General features: G+C 61.7%; 26 protein-coding genes and 3 tRNA genes. 12 read left to right on the forward strand and 17 right to left on the reverse strand.

The features are described 5' to 3' along the window. Positions 1–10 precede the first annotated feature (10 nt). The 17 genes from ACFVYI_RS35055 to ACFVYI_RS35135 all read right to left on the reverse strand — a co-directional run bounded on the left by ACFVYI_RS35055 (position 11) and on the right by ACFVYI_RS35135 (position 13,958). Positions 11–4,681: a hypothetical protein gene (locus ACFVYI_RS35055; RefSeq protein ID WP_387893093.1), complete on the reverse strand. Its 4,671-nt coding sequence runs from the start codon at positions 4,679–4,681 to the stop codon at positions 11–13. 15 nt (positions 4,682–4,696) lie between these two features. Next, entirely contained in the window at positions 4,697–5,092 is a 396-nt protein-coding gene (locus ACFVYI_RS35060; protein WP_387893095.1) for a hypothetical protein, read from the reverse strand. Between the two features lie 14 nt (positions 5,093–5,106). Further along, a complete protein-coding gene (locus ACFVYI_RS35065; RefSeq protein ID WP_387893097.1) occupies positions 5,107–5,388 on the reverse strand; it encodes a hypothetical protein in 282 nt (93 codons plus the stop codon). A gap of 75 nt (positions 5,389–5,463) precedes the next feature. Continuing rightward, on the reverse strand, positions 5,464–6,384 hold the full coding sequence (locus ACFVYI_RS35070) for a hypothetical protein (protein WP_387893099.1): 921 nt from the start codon (positions 6,382–6,384) through the stop codon (positions 5,464–5,466). 77 nt (positions 6,385–6,461) lie between these two features. Continuing rightward, positions 6,462–6,845: a hypothetical protein gene (locus ACFVYI_RS35075; protein ID WP_387893102.1), complete on the reverse strand. Its 384-nt coding sequence runs from the start codon at positions 6,843–6,845 to the stop codon at positions 6,462–6,464. Then, entirely contained in the window at positions 6,842–7,189 is a 348-nt protein-coding gene (locus tag ACFVYI_RS35080) for a hypothetical protein (protein WP_387893104.1), read from the reverse strand. Before ACFVYI_RS35080 ends, ACFVYI_RS35075 begins: the two co-directional genes overlap by 4 nt. Continuing rightward, positions 7,186–7,467: a hypothetical protein gene (locus ACFVYI_RS35085; protein ID WP_387893107.1), complete on the reverse strand. Its 282-nt coding sequence runs from the start codon at positions 7,465–7,467 to the stop codon at positions 7,186–7,188. Before ACFVYI_RS35085 ends, ACFVYI_RS35080 begins: the two co-directional genes overlap by 4 nt. Before the next feature lie 20 nt (positions 7,468–7,487). Next, the gene (locus ACFVYI_RS35090; protein ID WP_387893110.1) at positions 7,488–7,868 is read right to left on the reverse strand and encodes a hypothetical protein; all 381 of its coding nucleotides are present in this window, start codon (positions 7,866–7,868) and stop codon (positions 7,488–7,490) included. Then, positions 7,868–8,953 (reverse strand): hypothetical protein, encoded by a 1,086-nt coding sequence (locus ACFVYI_RS35095; RefSeq protein ID WP_387893111.1) that lies wholly within the window; start codon positions 8,951–8,953, stop codon positions 7,868–7,870. Before ACFVYI_RS35095 ends, ACFVYI_RS35090 begins: the two co-directional genes overlap by 1 nt. A 73-nt stretch (positions 8,954–9,026) precedes the next feature. Beyond that, entirely contained in the window at positions 9,027–9,548 is a 522-nt protein-coding gene (locus tag ACFVYI_RS35100) for a hypothetical protein (protein WP_387893113.1), read from the reverse strand. 41 nt (positions 9,549–9,589) lie between these two features. Beyond that, positions 9,590–10,927, reverse strand: a complete 1,338-nt coding sequence (locus tag ACFVYI_RS35105) for a phage portal protein (RefSeq protein WP_387893116.1) — start codon at positions 10,925–10,927, stop codon at positions 9,590–9,592. A gap of 111 nt (positions 10,928–11,038) precedes the next feature. After that, positions 11,039–12,616: a hypothetical protein gene (locus tag ACFVYI_RS35110; RefSeq protein ID WP_387893119.1), complete on the reverse strand. Its 1,578-nt coding sequence runs from the start codon at positions 12,614–12,616 to the stop codon at positions 11,039–11,041. 12 nt (positions 12,617–12,628) lie between these two features. Next, positions 12,629–13,054, reverse strand: coding sequence for a hypothetical protein (locus ACFVYI_RS35115; RefSeq protein WP_387893122.1), 426 nt, complete (start codon positions 13,052–13,054; stop codon positions 12,629–12,631). A gap of 240 nt (positions 13,055–13,294) precedes the next feature. Then, positions 13,295–13,367, reverse strand: a tRNA-Ala gene (locus ACFVYI_RS35120). Positions 13,368–13,423: 56 nt separating this feature from the next. After that, a tRNA-Trp gene (locus ACFVYI_RS35125) sits at positions 13,424–13,498 on the reverse strand. A gap of 29 nt (positions 13,499–13,527) precedes the next feature. Continuing rightward, positions 13,528–13,600: transfer RNA gene (locus tag ACFVYI_RS35130), tRNA-Pro, on the reverse strand. A gap of 31 nt (positions 13,601–13,631) precedes the next feature. Beyond that, positions 13,632–13,958 (reverse strand): HNH endonuclease, encoded by a 327-nt coding sequence (locus tag ACFVYI_RS35135; protein WP_387893125.1) that lies wholly within the window; start codon positions 13,956–13,958, stop codon positions 13,632–13,634. 391 nt (positions 13,959–14,349) lie between these two features. On the opposite strand from ACFVYI_RS35135, the gene ACFVYI_RS35140 reads away from it, so the two are divergent. The 12 genes from ACFVYI_RS35140 to ACFVYI_RS35195 all read left to right on the forward strand — a co-directional run bounded on the left by ACFVYI_RS35140 (position 14,350) and on the right by ACFVYI_RS35195 (position 21,321). Continuing rightward, positions 14,350–14,856, forward strand: a complete 507-nt coding sequence (locus tag ACFVYI_RS35140) for a hypothetical protein (RefSeq protein ID WP_387893128.1) — start codon at positions 14,350–14,352, stop codon at positions 14,854–14,856. Between the two features lie 275 nt (positions 14,857–15,131). Further along, the gene (locus tag ACFVYI_RS35145; protein ID WP_387893131.1) at positions 15,132–15,491 is read left to right on the forward strand and encodes a hypothetical protein; all 360 of its coding nucleotides are present in this window, start codon (positions 15,132–15,134) and stop codon (positions 15,489–15,491) included. Continuing rightward, positions 15,488–16,267 (forward strand): RecB family exonuclease, encoded by a 780-nt coding sequence (locus ACFVYI_RS35150; RefSeq protein WP_387893134.1) that lies wholly within the window; start codon positions 15,488–15,490, stop codon positions 16,265–16,267. Before ACFVYI_RS35145 ends, ACFVYI_RS35150 begins: the two co-directional genes overlap by 4 nt. A 132-nt stretch (positions 16,268–16,399) precedes the next feature. Continuing rightward, positions 16,400–17,221 (forward strand): AAA family ATPase, encoded by an 822-nt coding sequence (locus tag ACFVYI_RS35155; protein WP_387893137.1) that lies wholly within the window; start codon positions 16,400–16,402, stop codon positions 17,219–17,221. A 76-nt stretch (positions 17,222–17,297) separates the two neighbouring features. After that, positions 17,298–17,645 (forward strand): hypothetical protein, encoded by a 348-nt coding sequence (locus ACFVYI_RS35160; protein ID WP_387893140.1) that lies wholly within the window; start codon positions 17,298–17,300, stop codon positions 17,643–17,645. Continuing rightward, the gene (locus tag ACFVYI_RS35165; protein WP_387893143.1) at positions 17,638–18,060 is read left to right on the forward strand and encodes an endonuclease VII domain-containing protein; all 423 of its coding nucleotides are present in this window, start codon (positions 17,638–17,640) and stop codon (positions 18,058–18,060) included. The genes ACFVYI_RS35160 and ACFVYI_RS35165 overlap by 8 nt, the downstream gene beginning before the upstream one ends. A 112-nt stretch (positions 18,061–18,172) precedes the next feature. Then, a complete protein-coding gene (locus ACFVYI_RS35170; protein ID WP_387893147.1) occupies positions 18,173–18,562 on the forward strand; it encodes a CHC2 zinc finger domain-containing protein in 390 nt (129 codons plus the stop codon). Beyond that, entirely contained in the window at positions 18,486–19,085 is a 600-nt protein-coding gene (locus tag ACFVYI_RS35175) for a toprim domain-containing protein (RefSeq protein ID WP_387893150.1), read from the forward strand. Before ACFVYI_RS35170 ends, ACFVYI_RS35175 begins: the two co-directional genes overlap by 77 nt. Positions 19,086–19,192: 107 nt before the next feature. Beyond that, the gene (locus tag ACFVYI_RS35180; RefSeq protein WP_387893153.1) at positions 19,193–19,549 is read left to right on the forward strand and encodes a DUF3310 domain-containing protein; all 357 of its coding nucleotides are present in this window, start codon (positions 19,193–19,195) and stop codon (positions 19,547–19,549) included. 199 nt (positions 19,550–19,748) lie between these two features. Continuing rightward, a complete protein-coding gene (locus tag ACFVYI_RS35185) occupies positions 19,749–20,558 on the forward strand; it encodes a metallophosphoesterase (protein WP_387893155.1) in 810 nt (269 codons plus the stop codon). After that, complete coding sequence (locus tag ACFVYI_RS35190; RefSeq protein ID WP_387893158.1) at positions 20,558–21,109, forward strand: hypothetical protein; 552 nt, start codon at positions 20,558–20,560, stop codon at positions 21,107–21,109. The genes ACFVYI_RS35185 and ACFVYI_RS35190 overlap by 1 nt, the downstream gene beginning before the upstream one ends. An 83-nt stretch (positions 21,110–21,192) precedes the next feature. Next, the gene (locus ACFVYI_RS35195; protein ID WP_387893161.1) at positions 21,193–21,321 is read left to right on the forward strand and encodes a hypothetical protein; all 129 of its coding nucleotides are present in this window, start codon (positions 21,193–21,195) and stop codon (positions 21,319–21,321) included. Positions 21,322–21,333 lie beyond the last annotated feature (12 nt).

The raw sequence follows: 21,333 nt of genomic DNA on the forward strand, positions 1-21,333 counted from the left end.
CAAATGATTCCTACATGGCTGACATAACCTCCGCGTACTGCATTGCCCTCAGGACTGCCTGAGTGGTGTCCTCAGACCTGGCCTCGTGCACGTGAATCTCGTAGTGCTTCCCCTTGAACAGGTTCCGGGTGTCGCGGTCGTTGTAGACCCGCTCACCCCCACGGAAATTCACCAGCTCTGGACCGTGCTCGCCAACGAGCTTGAGGCCGGGGGACGCGGAGAACGTCCCGGACCAATAGCCCTGATTGCCAGCGAGGGCCTGTGGCCAGCTCGCCCCATACCGGTGGGTGGCATAATTCAGACCGGCATAGATGGACGCGAGCCCGTTTAGACGGCCCAGGCTCAGGTACGGCCCGGCATACGCGGCGAAGGTCGCCGGGATCGTCTGCATCAGGCCGGCGCTCGCGCCGATGTTGGGATTCAGTGCATTCGAGTCCCAGTTGTTCACGGCATTTGGATCACCACCGGACTCCACCTTGATTCGGTGAAGGACCAGATCCATGTAGTCCTGGGAAAGTCCCAACTCCGTAAGAACTCGCTGCACAGTCGGCCGCCAACGAGTCACCTGATCCCCAGTGGGGTCGAGCTGCCCGCCAAGCATGTCCGTGAAGTTCAGCGCTTCCTTCGGGATCCCGCCCGCGTTCACCTGGGCGTCCTTGGAGAAGTCGAAGAGACCGTCGAGATTCGGCATGGCTTCCTTGGCCGTGCTCAGCACGTCCGAGAGAACCGAACCGGCGTAGTCGCCGGGTGCATCCCAGATGTCCTTGACAGCCTTTACCATGTCGACAATCTGATTAACCTCGCCGTCGGCGACATCCCAGATTGCGTTGAAGGCGTCCTTGACGCTTCCAACCGGGTCGGTGATCAGATCCTTCGCACCACCGACTACGGCCTTCACGGACTCCCAGGCGCCACCGAGGAGGTTCTTTCCGGCCTCCTTCAGGGTGTTTACCGAGAAGGTGTCACCGAGGAACTTCCCGCCTCGCTCAACGATGTTTCCGTTGCCCTTCCAGACGTCATCCCAGAAGTAATCCCCGAGAATCGGCGCCAGGGTTCCACCGGCAATACCGGCGACCTGGCCGAGGACAGTCGGAACCCGACGGAGGAGCTTCCAGGAGTCATCCGTCACAAAGTCGAACATGCCCTTGAAACGGTCTGCGACACCGGAACCGATCCACCGGGAGGTGTTGGTCCCGACTCCCAACATTCCTGTCTGAGCATCGCCGCCAACGTCGTCCGAAGACTTGGCGAAGCTCATGACGTTGAGAGCACCAGAAGCAAAGGGCCACACGTTTTGCATTCGGATTGCGTCCCGAATGGCATCGAAGCCCAGACGGCCGGCGATGCCTCCACCCGCGTAACGGGAGAGCTGGCCCTTACGGGCCGCAGCGTTCCATCCGTGGATAAGTGAAGGCCCAAGAGTCGCGGTGACTTCCGGGCGAAGGATTGCCTCACCAGGAGAGAGAATCGCGGGAATCGAGTCAACCCCGGGCGCATAGCCCGGCAAAACACCGCCAGTCGCATACTTCTTCTTGTTGTCGGGCTTCGACGGGCCCCCAGAGCTGTTCCCTCCGGGCGCCTTCTTGGTGATGTTGTCGATCGAGTTATCGAGGTTGTTCGCGTGGGTATGGGCGGTACTCAGCGCAGAGCTGAGCTTTTCCACCTGCTCCTTGATGTCCTTCAGGCTGCGGTTATTCAGCAGACCGAGACGGCCGGCCAAACTGCCCTCGCCGGTACCCTGACCGATCTTGCCGAAGACGCTGTCAGACACGTTGTATACGGCATCGAATTCATTCTTCAGGCTCGACAGGGAGCGCTGGTTCAGGAGACCGATCCGGCCAGCAAGGGACGTCGCGCCAGTGCCCTGGCCAACCTTCTCGTGCACACGGTCAGCAGCTCCGTGGAGCTGATCGAACTCACCACGCAGGCCGGAAAGGGACCGCTGGTTGAGCAGGCCTACCCGACCGGCAATCGAGTTGGCCCCGGTGCCCTGGCCGATCTTCTCGTGGACCTGATCGGCTGCACTGTGAACCTGGGTGAACTCGGCCTTGAGGCTGTTGAGGTTCTTCCCGTCGAGCTGGCCCACAGCAAGGCTGGTGTTCTGGATCTTGTCCTTCAGGTTGTCCACCACGCCGTGTGCGGTGTCGACCTGGATTTTGAGGCCCACCAGTTTCTTGCTGTCGAGGTCACCGACCTCGCGCTGAGCGTCCTTGAGGGCGGAGACCAGGCGCTCGACGTCCTGACGGGTGTCGGTGAGCTCGGCCTGAAGCCCGGACAGGTTCACCCGATTCAGGGGCTCAAGGCCCTGCGTACGAACCTGGGTTACCTCGGTGTGGGCCGCCTGTGCGGCCCCTTCCACACTGCGAGTACCACCGGACAACTCGCTTATGATCGAGCGCAGTTGGGTGCCGTTGATGCCCTGGAGCGAGCGCCGAAGCTCGGCGGCCTGGCCGTCAGCCTCGCGAATCTGGGCCTCCAGGTCGCGGATCTCGCCCCGTACCCGTCGCTGATCCCCGGAGGTACCTCCGGACAGGTCGACACGGCGCTGACGGTAGCCAGACATGAAGCCGTCGCCAGCACTGCGAGAGGCTAGGCCGGCACGGGTCTGCCGTGCCACGCGGGTTGCTGCGCGGACTCCACGACCGGCAGCCACCACAGGGGTAGTGACCAGGGATGCGGCGGCACCAGTCAGTTTGCCAACCTTGCCCAGCAGCTTGGCGAGGGCGCCCGCGGCAATGAGTACGGGGCCCAGGACGGCAGCCAACTGGGCGGCCTTGAGTACCATGTCCCGCAGGCCCGGGTGTTCGTCTAGGAATTCGGCAGCCTTCTTAATCCAGGACGTGAACCGGGTCAGAGTGTCGATGAACTTCTCAACGGTGACCTTGAGTGTTGGGAACACGGACTTTCCGATGTCCTGGACGTCATTGAGAAGGCCACCCTCAAAATGTGTTCCGCTGTCGTCCTGGACCTTCTTGCCCATGATCTTCTGGCCAAGGCTTGAGTACTCGTACGCGCCGTCCTCGCCCTTAGAGTAGAAGAGCTGGCCGAGCTTGAACTGCGCGGCCTCCTTCATATTCTCTACTCGGCCGCTGATCGTTGCGCCACCCATGCGAGCCGCTGCACCGTTAATCTGAAGCTTCGGGTCCTGCCAGTGTGCGAGAAGCTTCTCAATAAGCTGCTCGCCCGTTACGCCGCCAGTGTGCTTCGCATCAGCCATGAACGCATAGAGCTGAGCGGAGGCCTCATTCGTCGTCGGGATCTCGCGGTCAATCCCGTTTTCCTTGTCCATCTTCTTGAAGTTTGCGATCTCGTCCTTGGTGAGGGCTCGATCACGGAAACCAAGAAGTTTGGCGATCTGTTGTCCGGGAATGCCGGTCGCACGCTCAAGCTGCTTGAGGTTCCTCAATGGGGTACGTCCCATGTCCTGGATGACTTCCAGGGCGTACATGCCGTCACTGACCATCTTCGGGTCGAGAACACCACCGTATGCGGCCGAGTCGCCGATCATCTTGACCATGTCGACGGATCGCTGAGCAACCTCCCGGGAGCCCTTCGCGTGCTCAACCGGATCGTCAGAAGAGAAGTCCTTGTTGTGAGCCGCGTTGGCCCGTGCATATCGGGTACCGTACTTGAGCATGTCGTTGACGCTGTACGGCGTCTGAATACCGTACGCGGTCATCTGCTCAAGGAGGTCGGTCACGTCCTTCAGCTCAATGCCCATGCCACGAAGGCCGGTCTGAGCCGAAATCATGGCGTCGGCGGACTTGATTCCGAAAGTCGTGGCAGCGCCGGCTGCCAGGCCGAGGGGAGCAACCAAATTGTTGGTCAGGAGATGCCCAGTCTCGCTGAGGTTGGTACCTATTCGCTCGGTACCCTCAAAAGTCTTCTTCCAACCGCTACGAATTCGGGACATGGCCGTGGTGTGCACGGTCGTCATCTCGGACATCGTGGTCCGGGCCTCGGCAAGCTGTCGCCGGAGGCCGTCCCGCATGGCGGTGGTCTGGGCAAGCTCCTCCTGAAGGGCCTGGCGCTGGGCCTGCTGCCGGATCCGGGCAGTCTCCCGGATGGCGGCCTGAGTCTCCCGCTCCAGACGGAGGCGGGTGGCCTCGATCTCCCGGTCTACCCGGGCCTCGTTCTCAAGGGCCTGCTGGCGAAGGGCGCGCTCCTCGCGCGCGGCACGAGCGGCCTCGTCCGCCATGCGGCGAACACTCGCCACCCGCTCCCGCTCGGTCTGTTGGGTCTGCCGGCTACGAGCCGTCGCAGCCTCGGTCTCCTGTTGCACGGTGGTACGGAGAGCTGCACGGGTAACAGCACTCGTCTCCTCAGCAAGGGCCTGCTTCTGCTCTTCGAGCTGGCGGGCCTCCCGGAACCGCCGCGCCGCCTCGGTGCCGTACTGCCGAGTGAGGTCGCGTTCAATCCGGGCCAGCGTCTCCGCGCTGTCCTTACCTTCAGCCTCGACAGCCGCCTTGGCCTTTCGGGCCGCCGTGGCTGCGGCCTTGGGGAGGTTCTCGAAGCCCTTCGTAGCGGCAGCCGACATCGCCTTGCCGGCCTCGGTGCCGGCCTTCTCCATCTGCCGAGTCATCTCCGCACGGAGCTTCGCCACGGACTCGTTATTGAGGCTGGTGGTGATGTCGATGTAACCGGATCCGACCTTGATCGGGCCGCGAGTAGACGGTGCCATGCGGCCTCCTGTGGGTCAGAGATTGCTCATGCGAGAGAAGAAGTCGGACAGCTCCGAGCCGTCGGCGAAGTCGGGCTCTGAAGACGCGAGTTCGGGCGAATCGTTGCCGGGACGGGGAACCGGCGCGGGAAGGGGCAGGTCGCCCGCATCCTCTGAATTGGCCTTGATGAAGAGGAAGTTGCTCAGTTCAAGCGCGTCCGAGACGCGCGCAAGCAGGTGTTCCGCGGTACCCCACTGGGTCGTCTCGTCCATGGCCGCCAGGAGGGCGGACCGGCCGGGCTTGTGCATCAGCGAGTTGATCAACACGTGCACCCGACGGAGGGAGAGCCGTCCACGCCACAGGTCCAGGAGATCGATCCCGAAGTGCTCAAGGAGGTCGGCTTCAAGCTCGTCGGGGAACTCCTGGACCACCCCGACGACTTGGATCAGTTTCCCGAGCCGGCCTGAGCCTGGTTGACGAGATCGGCGAGAACCTGGAAGTCACGGATGGTTGGCCGAGTCTTCCGGTACTCCGCCCAGGTCTCCTCACCGACGATCAGCCGGACGGCCTCCAGCTCGTCAGTGGCCTCCAGAAGATCAAGCGGCATGTCCAGCGGAGCAGGCACGACGAAAGTCACGCCCGCATGCTCGAAGGTGGTCGGCGTCTCGGCAGCCTCCGCCTTCGCAGCAGCGGTCTTCGGGGAAGCAGTCTTCTTGGCAGTAGCCATGGGAATCTCCAGCATCAAAAGGGGAAGAATGGGGGCCGGGGACTATTGCCCTCCCCGGCAGGGGCCTTCAGCTGATTAGCCGGAAACGACGGTGCAGGTCTTCGAGCTGCCCGTCTGGGTCTTGTCGGTCACGGTGTAACAGTAATCCACACCGGCGTGAGTGACCTTGATCTCCGCAGTCGTCTGAGGCTTCGGAATGGTCACATCGTAGGTGCCATCCGAATTCAGGGTGGTCTGAAGCTGGAAGGCAGTACCGGCGCCGTTCAGGAGCTTGATCGTGGCCGGGCTGGTTATGCCGGTCGCAGCCACGCGGGCATTCCACGCCGCGTTAACGCCGTCATTCGTGGCGAAGCCCGGAACGGTGACGGTCGAAGCGAATGGAGCCGGCGGGGTAACGCCGCCGCCAGTCGACTTGATGTTGTCGTTGGTGAGGACGTAGCCAAGGGAACCATTGGCGTCCAGCGCCGAAATGGTGAGCTCATACTTCTGTGCCTCGGTGCGCTGAAGGGTAATCGCGCCACGGTCGCTAATCATTGCCCGCGGAATCACACAGCGGTACAGAACGCCCTTCTGGGACCAGTCCACAACCAGGGTGATTTCCTGAAGCTCAGGGGTCGAGGAGAGGTCCAGGCGATAGGTGCCAGTCTCCTGGCCCTGGGCGTCCTTGACCGGAATCCAGGCAGCACCCCAGAAAAGCTCACTGGTGAGCTGATTGGTCTCCAGAAGGGTCGCCTTGATCTGCATACTCGCGGACTTGACGTTGTACAAAACTGGCGTGGCGGACTGCCACGCATTAACTGGGTCGGTCTCGATGGACGGCGTAATAGTGACGCCGCCCTCGTCAACATAGCCGAGAGCCTTGTAGCCGGACGGGACGGCCTTGCCGTCGCCGACATCCACGGGGAGCTGAGTGCCCCCAGGAAGGCCATTAGGGGCAGGGGCGACAAAGACGCCACCGTTGGGAGCAAATCGAATCTTCTGGGCATCGTTTGCCATAGGCACTCCTGAAGCGGGAAACAGAAAAGGCCCCGCTCAGGGGGCCTTGAGGAAATTGGGGAGGGGACTCGGAGGAATCAGTCCTCGACGAGGAAAATGGCGACTTCGCCGCCGTACATGTGCTCTCGGCTGGCCTGGTCCGGGTAGTACCGGGGACTGGAGATCTCCGCGACGTCGAGCACCAGGGCGCCGCCGGCCACCAGGCCAGGCAGCTGCTCAAGGAGGTGCTGACGGACCAGGCCTGCAATGCGCGCGGCCTCGGCTCGCTCCTGGTGGTAGACGTCGTACTCGACGTCCGCTCGATCGAGCCGATCGCGGACCAGACGGTGACCGCCGGACTTGGCGAGGAAGATGGTGGTCTCGCCGACTTCCCGGCCCACCAGGTCCCCGGTTACGGAGCCATGCGGCAGGTCGGGAAGCGAACTCAGGTACTCCCAAAGGACGTTGACGGGATCGGTCACTCGATCCTCGCCTTCGCCAAGGCTTCCTTCAAGAAGAATCGGCCCGGATGCCGGCGGCCTCGGAGGTCCCTCCACCCACGCTCCTGAAGCATGGTGTGGCGGACTTCTCGGTCAGCCTCAACAACCACCTGGCCGTACCAACCGCCCTGGTAGAGCGTGACGAGAGCGGAGATGTTCCGCTTCGAGGAGTTCCAGTTGTTCCGGGTGGCCGAGGCCCTGGGGGCCTCCTTGATCGCCAGCGCAGTGACGTCGGCCGTGTGGAGCTCCACGATCTCCTTGGCCTGGGGGAGAGACAGGATCTCGCGCTCCCAGTTCCGATCCATACGAAGGGTGAATCGAGTCATCGTCGTGCCCTCCATGCTGTGAGTCGGATGTGAGAGAGGGCGCCGGCCTGCCAGACGGCAGGCTCGCCCTGGACGTCGTAGACCTGGCCCTGCAGGACGATGCGGTCCGCGGAGTCGACAACGGCGCCGACCGGCAGGAAGACGGTCAGGGTCTCTGTGGTGGTCTCCCGCTCGGGTTCGGCCGGGTTCGTGGAGCGGTACGGCTGGACAGAGGCCCGGCCGGTCCAGACGGTGACGGCCTGGCCCCAGTTACGACGCCGGGTGTAGGCGTCGGCCACCAGCTCGGCCCGGCGGACTTCTACGGGCTCGGTGTACCGGATGGTGGCTCCTCCCAGGTCGTCAGGCGGATGGAGGAGAGGCCTCGCCGGTATCGGCGAAGGCCCGACTTCGCGGCCTCGGACAGGCCGGACGTTGCGGCGCCGGCCTGGAACTGGATCTCCAGTTCGCCAGTGCGCTCCATCACGACTCCCGGCGTCACCGCGAGCCAGCGGATCACCTCGGCACAGGCCACCGCCTTGAACGAGGCCGGAGGAGCTGACCTGTCCCAACTACCGTTGCAGTGCTCGGAAATGAGCGCCGAGACGTCCTCCAGGAGGGCCGAGACGCGAGGCTTCTCGTCGTCCGGGACGGGCCGCCCGAGACGGGCGGCCACATCCTCAACGGAGGCGTATACGGTCATTAGGGGGTCGCCTGCTCAGTGACGCTGATCTTGAGACCACGCACGAACTTCTCGCCAATCACGGTTCCCCGAACGCTGTAATCCGGGTCCTCCTTGACGGTGGCAAGACCGTACATGGTGTCCAGGCCGATGGTGTCTGCCTTGCGGTTGAAGTCGTAGTCCACCAGCATTCGGGTAGCGATGCCGTTTACATTCTGGATGGAACCGTTGACGGCACCCATCGGAATGGCCGGGCAAGCCGAAACCAGGAACAGCGCCGAGCGGTGGAAAAGGAACATTTCCAGGCCGAAGCTGTTGTGGATCACGATATCGAAACCGTAGATCCGGCCAATGGTCGCCCGACGAAGGGCATTGGTGTCACCGCTGTAATCGACCGCAACGAATTCCGGATCCTTGAGCAGAATCGCCTCAATTTCCGGGCCTGCGATCAGGTATCGTTCGGAGGCCGGGACATTCGCCAGGTTAAGCGCGAGGCGCGCGTCCACCAGCGCGGTTCGGAGATTCAGCGCGCGCTTTGAAAGGGTCGCCGCGGTGCCATCCGCTACCGGAATCGTAACGGCGACGTCGCCGCCAATCGCGTTCTTCTGACCGGCGGTCAGGCCGGACCGGGTGATGTTCGCCTTGATGAAAGCGGCGGTGGTGTCGTCGAAATACTCGGCGAAACCGCGGGTGAGCTTCGAAAGGACCTGAGAACCGAACTGGCGCAGATCAAAGGCGACCTGCTCCATGCTCAGAACGGTGGAGTTCTGGGCCAGCGTGGTGAGCTGAACCGGAAAACGGGACTCGGAGATGAAGCCAGTCGGCGCCTTGCGGTCGGCCGACGGAAGCGGCCGGTCAGACGCAGCCGCGAAAACGTTCTTGTCACCGGTAATCGGGTTGGTGATCGGCGCGGTAATGCCGCCGGCCTGAACCGGGATACCTCGGGACTCGCGGTTGACGTTGATGACGTCACCGACGCCACCAGTGAAGTTCAGCTCCGAATACCGGGCCGGCAGAGAGCCCAGGGTGAGCTGACGATCAAGCAGACCGAGAGCCGCAATGGTGACCTGCTTGGGGTCAAGATTGAAGTGGTGAGTGGTTGCCATAGGCGCTCCAAGAGGGCATGAAAAAAGCCCTCCAGCAGAAACGCTGAAGGGCTATCTCAGAAGAAGAAGGGGACTAGATGAACCGCCCGCCTGCAATCAGGTCGGCGAGTTCGTTGGGGTCCATGCTCGTGACAGTCGAACCGTTGCCCCGGTGGTAGCCGCCGCCCTGAAGGTCAGGGAACTTCGGCTCCGTGAAGGGCTTAGGCATCGACTCGATCAGGCCCTTGACCTTGTCGGCGTCGGCCTTACCGTCGTCGGCCAGGAAGCGACCGAGGTCCAGATACTCGGTCGGCACAGTCACGCCGGCCGCAGCGGCCTGGGCACGGATCTCGGCCTGAACAAGAGAAGTGCCAACCTCGGAAAGGGCGGACTGGCGGCCCTCAGCGCGAGCATCAGCTAGCGCCTTCTCCTGGTCGGTCATGTTCGCCGCCTTGAGGTCGTCCAGCTCCTTGGAAGCCGTCTTCCAACGCTGTTCGTTCTGCCGACTCAGCGCCTTCCACTTCTCGGCCTCCGCGGCCGGGTCGGCCGGCGGAGTTACCGGGGGAGTGGCCGGGTTCGGGGTCTCAGAAGCAGGAGTGATCTCAGTCTCGGGCATGGGGTATCTCCATTTCGGAACTCGCCATTTCGGCAGGTTGGTTACTTGGCTTCATGGATCTTCCGGTTCGCGTTACCGGCGTTGCCCTGTGGCGGCTTACTGGCCGCCTTCTTGGCAGCGAGGGCAGCAGGGTCCTGCTGAGGCTGTGGGCCGAGCTTCTGAACTTCGGCAGCCGCCTTGGCGTCCTCCCTCCGCATTTCGCGGAAGGATTCGATCTGGGCGGAGGAGTATCCGGCGTCGGACCACAGCTGTTCCTCGGGAACGTTGAGCTGCTTAAGCTTCAGAAGGGCGTCAATGTGCTGTGCCTCGGTCCTGTATTCCGGGTCCTTCCAGACCGTTTCCAGGGAAAAGGCATCCTTGCGCTTGTCATTCCTGATGGCGAAGCACAGGCGGATTACCCGCTCCCAGGCCTCGCCGAAGTGAAGCATTCTCTCTCGGACCTTTGCGACCAAGCCGGCCTCCGCCGAGATGATGCTCTCACCGGAAGGCGTCGAGCCGCCGTTCACCAGGAAATAGTGATGTGGGAGCCTGGATACGGAACTGAGGTGCTGGACCAGCATGCTGACCAAAGTCACGTAGTTTCCGAGATCGGCAGCAGGGAATGCCCCGAATTTGGCAGCTGGGTCCTCTGCCTGAAGGATCTTGTCCACGGCAACCCGGAACGGCTCGATCGGGTTGCCGTTAGCGTCCTCCTGGATCTCCAGACCAGTGACAAACCTCTGGGGGAAGGCAGCCATCTCGGATGCAGTCAGGGCATCCATGATCGTTTTGTTGATTGCGTCCTGAATGGGAACGCAGTTGGCAAGGTCGGAGAAGGGATCGCCGAGGATCCTGGCTCGATTGTTGAAGGCAACAACCGGAACCGTCCGGAGGGGGTTTGCGGCTAGCTTGCCCTTCTCCCAATCGGTCTCACCGAACGGCACCTCGTAGACGTATTCCTCAGTCCAGAGCGTTGCCCCCACGCGGCCCCACGAGTCCATATTGAACTCGGCCGCGGCCTCGATCTCGACCAAGGAGCCGGCCTTAAACTGGACGGCCATCCGCTCCACGGAGGCCGGGGAGATGATGGGCTCGCCAGCCTTACTGGGCCAGACCTTGGCGTAGGAAGTCCCCTGAATCATGGCGTCCAGGTGGACCGCCGTACTCAGGGCGTCCATGCTCGACCGCTGCCAAAACTCCCGGGCATCCCGGTTGGTTCCGGAATCACCAGGGAGCGAGAAGGCGTCGACATGCATTCGCTCGTTGGCCGAGTCGATGATCATGCCGCAGAAGTTGTCTCGCCACTCTGAAAAAACCTCACGAAACGCATCCTTGTAGCGCATCTGACTGAAGGCGAGCTTCTGCTGATTTCCTTCGTAGTACTCGGCGAATCGCTTCATTGGCGAGCCGGGGCCTGGCAGCTTCGAGTGAAGATATGCGAGCCACTGAACGGGGCTGGTCGGAGGACCAATCGCGGAATAACCAGTTGGGGGGACGATCATAGGGCCTCGCTAAAAGCCGACTACGCGCCTCCGCCGCAACTTGAGACGGCCGTCGGCAATAGCGTCAGCTCTGGCTTCAAATGCGAGGATGGCGCACACGGCCAGGTCGATTTTCTTCTTGGAACGGGGGCTGTCCTTGGTAATGAGGAATCCCTGTGGAACTTCGCGGGTCACGGCATTGAGAACGTGACGAGAGAGGTTTTCATCTCCGTCGTGGCGAAGGTCCTTGACCATCACAGCGGTACGAAACCGCTCAATCGCCTGGGTCATCCTCGTCGGCTTATTGGTCCAGAACTCGAAGACGTAGTCAGTTCCCCGACCATCGTTGTGTTCCAGAGCCCACCGACCGATGTTCTCTTGCCAATACGGAGGGTCGGCGTACATCCACTCAACCCGGTAAGTCGAGAAGGCCCGGGAAACGGCGGCTTCCACCGCCAGGACGTCAACTTCCCAATCCGGCTGCCGGGGATCACGAGGGTTTTCCCAGAGCCCCAGGACGAAAAGCTTCCCGTCCCGGAGGCGAACGCCGACAAGCCCTGTAGCGTCACCTCGGATACTCCCGTCAAAGCCGATTGCGATCTGATCGCCGGGCTTTATGGGATCCTCGTCGTCCTGGCAGGATTCCCATTCCGCCTTACTCATCCAGCCGTCGCTACTCTCAGCGATGGTGTTGAAGAAGAATCGGAGGTAGGTGGAATCCGGGGTCGTCCGGTCGAAGAGAATGGTTCGGGTCAGACCGGGGATGTCAGCCCAGGTGGCATCTCCGTAGGCCTCGACCAGGGCGGCCTTGACTTTCTCCTCGTCGCGAAGCTCGCCAGCCTCGATGTCGCCTTCAAGGCAGTCGTACAGCCAGAAGCCCTGACGGACCATGTCGCTCTCGTGGATCTGCTGAGCAACCGAATCTTCGTTAGGGTTGTAGGCATTGGTGGTGGAGACCCACCGAGAGCCCGCGGAAGTGGTCTTCTCGATATTCCGCTTGAGGGTCTGATAGAAGTCAGGACCCCCATTGGAGCCCACCCAGTGATGGCATTCGTCCATCAGGCAAAAGGTGGGCCGGTTACCTTCGCTGGTACGGCCGGCGGTCGCCTTCGGCCGGATCGTTCCCGGCTTCCCAGACTTGAACTGGATGACGGCCTTGCCGATGTCCAGGCCGAATTCCTTCTCGGCCGGGGACTCCGAGAGCATGCCTCGGATCATTTCCATGGTTTGATCGGTCTGGTCGAGCGCCGTAGCACCGATCTGCACCGTAGGCAGGGGCACCCGCTTAGCTACCGGGAGCCCGAAGACATCCCAGTGCGAAAATCGGCATGGCCCAATAAATTCAACAATCGCCAGGGCCGCCAGGAGCGGGGTCTTACCCCAGCCCTTGGCCCTTCGGAGGGTGCCGGCGCTGTAGCGCCAGGTCCCATCGGGGTTGATGGCGTAGAACCAGAGGACAAACCTCAGCTGCTCGGGAGTGAACTCCCAAGGCTCACCAGCCCGCTCGCCGTCCGGCTGGACGATGTACTTCTGACACCAGCGAATGACCTGATAGCCGAGAGTTTCGTTCGGAGCCGGGACCCCCGCAGGCAAATTGCCAGTCTGCAAGGGTCCACCTCTTTACGAATTCAGCAGTCGATACAGCTCCTCATCGAGGTCTGTGGGGGTCATCTCGGCCGGCGCCTGGTCGGCGTCCTGGTCCTGGTGCTCGGGCTCGATAGAGATGCGGAGGCGAGCACGGTCCTCCGTGGTCGCGCCCCACTTGGCGACGCGTTGGCGGATCTCTCCGGCAAGCTTCAAATCGCCCTGGTAGAGGCCGTCTACGAGCTTCGTAGTGATCTCCAGCTCGGCCCAGTCCGTCTCAGCCCAGCGAGCCGACTGCGGCGAGGTTGCCCACGTCTTCCAGAAGCGACGGGCACCGCTGGTAGTGATGCCGAGGCCGCGGGGGAGTTCCCGGCCGGGCTGGGCATCCGGCGTTAGCTCCTGGGCGTGAGGATGAACGTTTCTGCGGATGGCGTTGGACTTGGGCTTCGGCCCTCTGGTCATCGGAGACTCACCCGGCTCGGGTCGAGGTCGTACAGGTCGGCCAGGTCGTCAAGCTCAGCGCGCGCATCCTGGCGCCAGTCCCGCCGGCTGGCCGCTCGCGGGGGCCGCGCCGGCACTGGGCTGCACCAGGTATAGGGGCAGTCATCACAGCGACCAGTGCAGTCGGCGGACATGGCGGGCCTCCGGGGGATGAATGAAAGAAGCCCGCCCCCAGGGAGGGGACAGGCGGATTGATTCGTGTGTGCTGGACCGGATTCGAACCGGCGTTGCCTCCCTGCACGGGAGGAGTCCTAGGCCGCTGGACGACCAGCACCGTTCCCCTCCGCACCTGATCAGGGCGACGGCGGGAACCTGCGGGAGCGACCCGCATGGCAGGAGTGAGAGGGCTCGAACCTCTGCTCGCGGTGTTGGAGACCGCTGCTCTACCAGCTGAGCTACACCCCTATATCCCGTGATCCGGCACGGGCACCTCGTCTGATCGGCAGGGTTCGAACCTGCGACATCCCGGCCCCAAACCGGGCGCGCTACCAACTGCGCTACGACCAGAAGGCCGGCCGGACTTCCCGGCCGGTGCAAATCAGCGATCCTCGTTGTACGTCTTCACCTGGTGACACGGCCGACACAGGGTCCAGAGGTTGTCTGGCTCCCACGAGCCGCCTCGGGCAACCGGCACGAAGTGATCGACCTCCAGGCGCTCGCGGGCTCCGCAGCGCTGGCAACGAAAGCGGTCCCTCGCCAGAACCTTGCTCCGCCTGCTGGCCCAGTCACTCGGACGGGTCGCGTTCCGCGGGGAGACCCGATCCCATGATCGGCGGAGCTGGTGGTCCCCGCATCGCCCGTCCCGCACGGTCAGGGAGGTGCAGCCGTCTCGCAGACACACTGACTTGGCTCTGGGCACGGGCACCTCCCTGACTGGTCGTATGAGGGCCCCGGCCGGATGCTGGTCTGGCAGCCGGGGCCGTCCTCCTAGAAATCCTTGGAGTCAGATTGAAGTCTCAACAAGGAGGAGGAGTCTTTAGGTAGATGAAGTAACTCACTTACCGAGTAGTTCTAGTTTGAACTCAGAAGTGAATTCTTCCTGCTCGTTCGCTCGTTTCACTCGCTCTCTCACTAATGATGTATGTGTCAAAGGACAAGCTCATCGGGCACCTTTGACGGAAGTGAGACACAGGTCACATTGAGAGGCGGTTCGAACGCACGTTCGAGGGCTTGACACGCTTGCAGTGCGGGGTCTGGACCTGTAGCATCCGACGCGAAGGCCCCCAATTACATATGTTCAGTAAGGGACCAATGACATGGCGCAACTGCCATCCGACGCCGAAATGTCGAAGCTGTTTGCACTCGGCGTGTCGGATCGGGACATTGCTGACAAGTACGGTGTAACTACTCAGGCGGTGAGCTGGCGATGGAAGAAGCTTGGACTTCAACGTAACGCCATCATCGACGAGGTCAGTGAGCTGGTGGGCTCGGTGTGGTCGGTGGTGTCCCATCCAGGGGCGGGCAGTCATCACAAGACGAGTAAGGCCCAGTCGCTGAGGTACTACCTAAGGGTCCGCCTTGGGGACAAGGAATTGAGCGATCGAAACCTTGCGACCGCGGCCTCATTTGAGAAGACAATGCGTAGAAGAGGGCATGTCCTCGACTACAGCCGGGAAGACGGCTTCTTCTTTGTTCCGCGCACTCCGGATGATGAGGACTTCATCATCCGATGGCCAAGGGACAAGGTTCGTCCCGTAGGTGAAGAGTCGGACATCTGGCGCCTGCCTGGCGGTCTGGGCCCCAGGTCAGGGGAGCCGAGGTGAGCCAAGGAAGCCCCCGCCGAGGGGGGCGGCACCCGCGGGCGCCGGCTGCCCAACCTTGCACGTCGTAACAGGTCTCACCAGGTGTGAGACCTGTTTTGTTATGCCCCAGACATAGCTTCGTGACCTGGGCCTTCGGGTATTTCTGACCCTCCATCAGAAATAACACCTACTGCCGAGTATGTGACTAGCGTCACACTTGCAGTGCGGGGATTGTCGGTGGCGCGTGAGATAAGTTGATCCATGCCACAAGTAGTGTGGCCAATTTAGGAGGCGGCATGACCCTCACCGTTCGCCCATCTCTGCCGGCAGTTTTGCCGCGCCGGGAACTGGTTGCGGCGGAGATTGAGGCGAGCAAGACCGTTTCTACACGGGTAGTTCGTTCGGACTCGCTGCTGATTATCCATCATGAGGCTTGCCCCGTTGGGGAGTACTGGGACATCTGCTATGGAAACGACCTTACGGACGCTGAGATTCTGGAGTTCATCGACCTGGAGAACGAGGTCCTGGCGCGCATCAGTGCTCGCCTTCGGGACATCGAGGTCGAACGCCAGGAAAATGACTGGCCGCACCCTTACTTCCCCGACAGCCCCCGTCATACATACGTTCGACTTTGCCCGAAGGTGGTGGTCGCTTGACCAACGTAGAAAGCATGCCCCGAAGCGTCAGCCAGACTGAGCAGTATGAGAAGTGTGGCTGGCGCTTTTGGTTGCAGCGGGTAGAACGTGTGACCCCCCTGCCGGCGGCCTGGAGTCACCACGGAACGGCCTTCCATGCCGCCGCTGAGGCCGTCGAGCGATCAGGCCGGCAGATGGGGGCAGAGGAGGCTGTCCAGCTTTTCAGCGACGAGTACAGCACTCTCATCAACAAGGGTCTGGATCAAGAGCCGAACATGGACCGCTGGCTCGCGGCCGGTATCTCTGGCGGTGACGACATTGAGCGTCGATACGTGCTGGGTCAAGAACAGACGGCTCGGTACGTCGAGTGGGCCCAGGAGCACCAGCCGGACATCTGGAGGACGGCCGAGGACAAGGAGGCTCTGGAGCTGTACTTCAAGGTTGAGCTGGGTGGGGTCCTGGTCCGCGGGTACATAGACCAGCTCGTCACTGAGGCCAGCTCGGTACGAGTCCGGGACCTCAAGACCGGCAGCATGAAGAGCAAGTTCCAGCTGGAGACCTACAAGGTTGCCGTCGAGCTGGCACACGGCGTGACCGTGAACCGGGGTGACTGGTATCTGGCGAAGAACGGGGGCCTGTCCAGGGCGGTCAACCTGACTGCCGTGACGGCCGACCAGGTGGGCGAGCGGTACGCCGCGATGGACGCCGGCGTCAAGGCAGGTCGCTTCGAGCCCAGGCCTGGTTTCTTGTGTCGGTTCTGTGACATGAAGCATGCGTGCTCTTTTTCATCCGCATGAACTTGATGTGCGGGGATTTTTGACCTAGTCTGAGAAGAGGGAAGGCGCCCGCCAAGTGCGGGCTTATTTTCCGCTCATGAACTTACAGTGCGGGGATTTGGGGAACCGGATCCCCGCACCTTATCCGGGGAGGTGTTGTTGTATTCACTCACTCAGTCGGTCACCGTGAAAGGTGCGGCCGGCGAGCCCTTGCCATCGCCCTTTCGTGGACTGGCTAAGCATGAAGTCGACTTTCGACGAGGGGAGTTCAGCCTCGTAGCGGCTGGCCCGGGAACCGGAAAGTCCCTCTTTGCCGCCAACCTGGCCATGTACGGCAATCTCCCCTGCCTCTACTTCTCGGCCGACTCGAATGCAGCCACACAGCTCTCCAGGGCAACCGCCATCATCACTGGCAACGATGTGAGGGTCATCAAGCGCAAGCTTGTTGAGGGTGACTTCGAGGAGTACACCCCCGCCCTCGGGAAGCGGTGGTGGGTGCGCTTCAACTACGAGGCACGACCGTCGCAGCGGGACATTGAAACCGACCTGGCATGCTATTTCGAGGTGTTCGGTTGCTTCCCCCACCTGATCGTGGTTGACAACGTGACCAATGTCGATGCTGGCGTTGTGGGCGATGCTGAGAGTTTCACCTTCAGCCTCGAAGGCCTATGTGAGTACCTGTCAGAGATGGCCCGGGAAACACATGCTCACGTTCTTGGCCTGCATCACGTTGTTGGCGAGTACTCCGACGGCCTGAAGCCCATCCCTCTCTCTGGCGTGAAGGGGAAGATCGGGCGGGTTCCCTCTCTGATCCTGACCATCTTCAAGGAGATCGACGGCATGGACGGAAGGGTGCTCCATGTGTCTCCCGTGAAGAATCGTGAAGGATTTGAGGACTCTTCCGGAGAGACCTTCTCGTCGTACGACTTTGACCGCGCCAATATGCGGCTGTCGGATGTCCTCGCCGAGTTCTAGTCCGCATCGTGACAGAAACAACAGACTTGCAGTGCGGGGATTGCTGATCTATGGTTGAGCTCAGGAGGAAGACGCAATGGCAAAGTTCTTCGGAAACGGCTACACCATAGAGCCGGAAATCGTTTCCACTCTCCTTCGGGAGAATCCTTCGATCCCTGAAAGTGAGATCGAGGAGAACGGCGGCGGCCTGGTTGCCATCGTCCTTAAGATCCATGACAAGCGCCGCATCAACCTTTGGCGACTTGCCCGTGACCTAGTACGAGTGTCCGGCACTGGTATCGAGTTGGCCGTGATCTCAGCCCCGCTCAAGGGCGAACAGGCATGGCAGGTGGTGAAGCTCGGCCACCTTCGGGAGCTGGCCCAGGGCCTTTACGACATGAAGGTTCAGCTGCGGTTGGAACAGACACTGAGGGTGCATGCCTGAGCCGCGGGCCGGCTACCGGACCTGCAAGAAGTGCCATAAGAACCGGGCACTGAAGTTCTTCACCCCCCAGGGCAAGACCTGCTCCACCTGCCGTAAGACCACTCGAAGCACGGCCTCGCGGAACGCCAGAATCCAGGCAACCTACGGGCTCACCGCCGAGGACTACCAGGCTCTTTTTGAGGCCCAGGACGGCGCGTGCGCCATCTGCCGAGAGACCCGACGCGGGAACCTTGCTGTGGATCACTGCCATAAGACCGAGGCCATTCGGGGCCTGCTGTGTCAGAGGTGCAACGGGCAATTGTTGGCCCGTGGGGCGCGGGACCGCCCTGAGGTTTTGCGGCGAGCCGCTAACTACCTCGAAAACTATCCGGCCTGGGAAGTGCTCGGGCCAAGGTACACATTCGACAAGGACTGAACCATGTCTAAGGGCATTCAGTTTGATTTCCGGAAGTGGCGCGGGGAACACGAGACCGCAAACGGCTCGTACCGCCGGTACGACTTCCCCGTGACGATTCGGAAGGTCGGGGATGACCCTAAGCCCGAAGCCGCCGATCAGTGAGGTTCTGAGGCACTACTACGGGATTCAACTTCGTGAGCGTGGAGGGTGGCAGAAGATCCTCTGCCCCCTCCACCCTGAGGAGAACCCGAGTGCATCGGCAAATACCGAAAAACAGCGTTGGTCGTGCTTCGTTTGTGATGTGACAGAGGACAGCTACGACGTAATCCAGAGAGAGAAGGGCTGTGGCTTCCGAGAGGCCCAAGAGTTCGCACGTGAGCGGTTCGGTGGAGGCGGCGAGGAGCTACTTTGGCCAGTACGCCGGCAGCCCGGCCGAGGCCTACATGGCCGCCCGCGGTTTGGGGCCGGCGGCGACGAAGTACGGGATCGGCTACGTCGGTTCGGCTCTCATTGGTCATGAGCGCATGACCGGCATGCTTGCGATCCCTTACCGGCGGCCGGCGGGAGGAGAACACGGCGTTGCAACCGTTCGCTACCGCTGCATACGCGACGAGTGTGTGAAGGATGAGCAGGGGGAGTACCTGGCGCCGACTCGCAGGGAGAAGCACGAGGGGCATGGCAAGTACCAGTCCCTTCCGGGTGATCACCCCCGGCTCTACAACACGCCGGCGCTGATCGTTCCAAGCCCGCACATCGCCCTCTCGGAGGGCGAGTTCGACACCCAGGCGTCCGAGTTGGCCGGTGTTCCATGTGTTGCGACACAGGGAACCTCCGCCTGGCGCCCGCACTTCGATCCAGCGTTCGCCGGCTATGAAGTCGTTTTCATCATTGCGGACGACGACGAAGCTGGGATGAAGGCAGCCGACAAGCGGGCTGCGGAGATGCCGAACGGCAAGGTGATCAACCTCGGCGGCGGACACGATATTAATTCATTCACCTACACCCACGGGGCTGACGAGTACCGAAAGAGGTTGGGACTGTGAAACTGCGTTTCAGGGTGGGGGATCGGGTTATCGTGGCGAGCCCGATTGACGGAGAGCTCAGTCCAGCGGCCCGGCTATACGCCAATCGACTCGGTTTCATCACAGGTGTGAACGGAACCTACGTCCCCTACCCCTACAAGGTCCAGTTTCCCGACGGTGGAGAACTTGCCTTTTCCCAAGACGAGTTGACGCGCGAAAGCGAGGCCCTGTTGGCAAATGCCGATCTTTCTTTTGCCCCAAAACTTACAATGCGGGGATCAGATGCGGTGAACCACCCGGGTCACTACACCTGGCTCCCCAACGGCCTGGAGGTCATCGACATCACTGCACACTTCAACTTCGTGCGCGGGAATGCTCTCAAGTACCTCATGCGGGCTGACTTCAAGGGCCGAACCGTTGAGGACCTAAAGAAGGCCCGCTGGTACATCGACTACGAGATCGGTCAGTTGGAGGCCCAGCAGTGAGGCGAATTCAGTTTGGGGACATTGACTTTGCCAAGCCGTTCTACTTCGAGGTCCAGACTTTCGGCGGCCGGTTCATCGGCATCGACCTGGTTTATGAGGGCCCGAGTCCGAACCGAGTCTCCGTGAACATTTCTGCCCGGGAAGCCCGGTGCATCCGTCGTGCGCTGAAGCGCGTCGCACACCAGATAGAGGAGACGGCTTGAAGCGGATCGTCGTCATCAGTGACACCCAGCTTCCGTACGAGGACAAGCGGGCCCTGCGAAACGTCATCGCGTTCATCGGCGAGTACCAGCCGGACGAGGTGATCCAGATCGGTGACCTGGTGGACTACCCGGCCCCGTCCCGTTGGTCCGTCGGCTCGAAAGCCGAGTTTGAGGGCAACGTGATTCGGGACAGCGAGTACGCGAAGAAGGCGTTCCTCTCGCCGCTCCGCGACGTCTACGCGGGCCGCGTGAAGGTACTCGAAGGCAACCACGACGAACGACCGCGGAAGTACCTCGCCAGCCGGGCGCCGGCGCTCGCTGCGGAGGATCAGTTCTACAAGTTCGAGAACCTGTTGGACTTTCGGGCCTACGAGGTTGAGAAGGCAGAGCCCTACTACGGCTTTGCCCCGGGCTGGGTCGCCATCCACGGGCACGAGTCCCCGGGCCTCAACCAGGTGCCGGGTGCCACCGCCCGCATGAAGGCCGTCAAGGCCGGCGTGAGCGTGGTCATGGGTCACACTCACCGGCTCGCCATCTCGCCTCACACCACAGGTCACAACGGCAAGCTGCGGACGATCTATGGCTTTGAAGTCGGTCACCTCATGGACGTTCGTCAGGCTGGTTACCTCAAGAACGGTCCAGCCAACTGGCAGAAGGGTTTCGGCCTCTTCTACGCAGGCAAGTACGGCGCAACACCCCATGCAATCCCAGTCGAGGATGACGGCTCATTCGTGGTCGAGGGGAAGCGGTTCGGAGAAATCAAGCGCGTGAGCGGCAAGTTCGCTCCCAAGAAGGAGGCCGCATAGTGGATGAGCTGGACTGGAAGCGAATCGATGAGATCGCGCTGAAGGTTGCCAAGGAGATGGCCCTCAAGTGGCCCATCGTTGAGGCCGATGACGTGCGACAGGAAATTATGCTGCATGTTGTCGAGCAGGCGGCCCTTGTAGCCAAGAAGGCCGACGACGAGGAATTCATTCGACGCCTAGCTTGGCGAGTTGCGAAGGCCCACGCGTCTAAGGAGCAGAACTACCGGGACCTGGTCGATGACCAGTACTACTACACCCCCGACGAGGTACGAAACACCCTCCGCTCCTTTATTTACACGGATGACGAGGTCTCCAGCATGCTGGGAAAGAAGGATGACCTCTCGAAGTGCCGAATCTCGGACAACATCACCTCAGCTCGACTTGACGCGAGCGCCGGCCTCAAGAAGCTCACGGACCAGTACCGCGAGGTTCTAATGCGGCTCTACATCTACGGGCTGCCTGCCCGAAGCGATGGTGAACTCCGAACCGGATATCGAGCCGTTGATGCCCTCGCAATTGCTATGAACTCGCACATCCGAACGGGGCGGTGATTGTGATCGAGACTCGGAAGCTATACAAGCGGCGAGTCAGTGAAACTCGCGAAGTCGAGATCGAAGTTACCTACGACGACTCGGTGAACAGCAACACCTATGTCAGCATCAGCAACGGCGCGGGAGCGGCTGAATTCGTCCTTGCCCTTCCTGACCTTCGAGCCCTGAGCGAGATGCTTACCGATGCTCAGGGCGTCTTTCCACCCTTCTGACAGAGAGACACT

Origin of the sequence: Kitasatospora sp. NPDC058218 (assembly GCF_042882445.1) — a bacterium.
Classification (GTDB): domain Bacteria; phylum Actinomycetota; class Actinomycetes; order Streptomycetales; family Streptomycetaceae; genus Kitasatospora.

Bases quoted from the DNA above. Each gene is read 5' to 3' on its own strand.
- ACFVYI_RS35170 (WP_387893147.1), top strand. From the start codon at position 18,173: ATGACCCTAAGCCCGAAGCCGCCGATCAGTGAGGTTCTGAGGCACTAC.
- ACFVYI_RS35165 (WP_387893143.1), top strand. From the start codon at position 17,638: ATGCCTGAGCCGCGGGCCGGCTACCGGACCTGCAAGAAGTGCCATAAG.
- ACFVYI_RS35175 (WP_387893150.1), top strand. From the start codon at position 18,486: ATGGCCGCCCGCGGTTTGGGGCCGGCGGCGACGAAGTACGGGATCGGC.
- ACFVYI_RS35105 (WP_387893116.1), bottom strand. From the start codon at position 10,927: ATGAAGCGATTCGCCGAGTACTACGAAGGAAATCAGCAGAAGCTCGCC.
- ACFVYI_RS35100 (WP_387893113.1), bottom strand. From the start codon at position 9,548: ATGCCCGAGACTGAGATCACTCCTGCTTCTGAGACCCCGAACCCGGCC.
- ACFVYI_RS35090 (WP_387893110.1), bottom strand. From the start codon at position 7,868: ATGACCGTATACGCCTCCGTTGAGGATGTGGCCGCCCGTCTCGGGCGG.
- ACFVYI_RS35095 (WP_387893111.1), bottom strand. From the start codon at position 8,953: ATGGCAACCACTCACCACTTCAATCTTGACCCCAAGCAGGTCACCATT.
- ACFVYI_RS35140 (WP_387893128.1), top strand. From the start codon at position 14,350: ATGGCGCAACTGCCATCCGACGCCGAAATGTCGAAGCTGTTTGCACTC.
- ACFVYI_RS35070 (WP_387893099.1), bottom strand. From the start codon at position 6,384: ATGGCAAACGATGCCCAGAAGATTCGATTTGCTCCCAACGGTGGCGTC.
- ACFVYI_RS35055 (WP_387893093.1), bottom strand. From the start codon at position 4,681: ATGGCACCGTCTACTCGCGGCCCGATCAAGGTCGGATCCGGTTACATC.
- ACFVYI_RS35160 (WP_387893140.1), top strand. From the start codon at position 17,298: ATGGCAAAGTTCTTCGGAAACGGCTACACCATAGAGCCGGAAATCGTT.
- ACFVYI_RS35115 (WP_387893122.1), bottom strand. From the start codon at position 13,054: ATGACCAGAGGGCCGAAGCCCAAGTCCAACGCCATCCGCAGAAACGTT.
- ACFVYI_RS35065 (WP_387893097.1), bottom strand. From the start codon at position 5,388: ATGGCTACTGCCAAGAAGACTGCTTCCCCGAAGACCGCTGCTGCGAAG.
- ACFVYI_RS35080 (WP_387893104.1), bottom strand. From the start codon at position 7,189: ATGACTCGATTCACCCTTCGTATGGATCGGAACTGGGAGCGCGAGATC.
- ACFVYI_RS35145 (WP_387893131.1), top strand. From the start codon at position 15,132: ATGACCCTCACCGTTCGCCCATCTCTGCCGGCAGTTTTGCCGCGCCGG.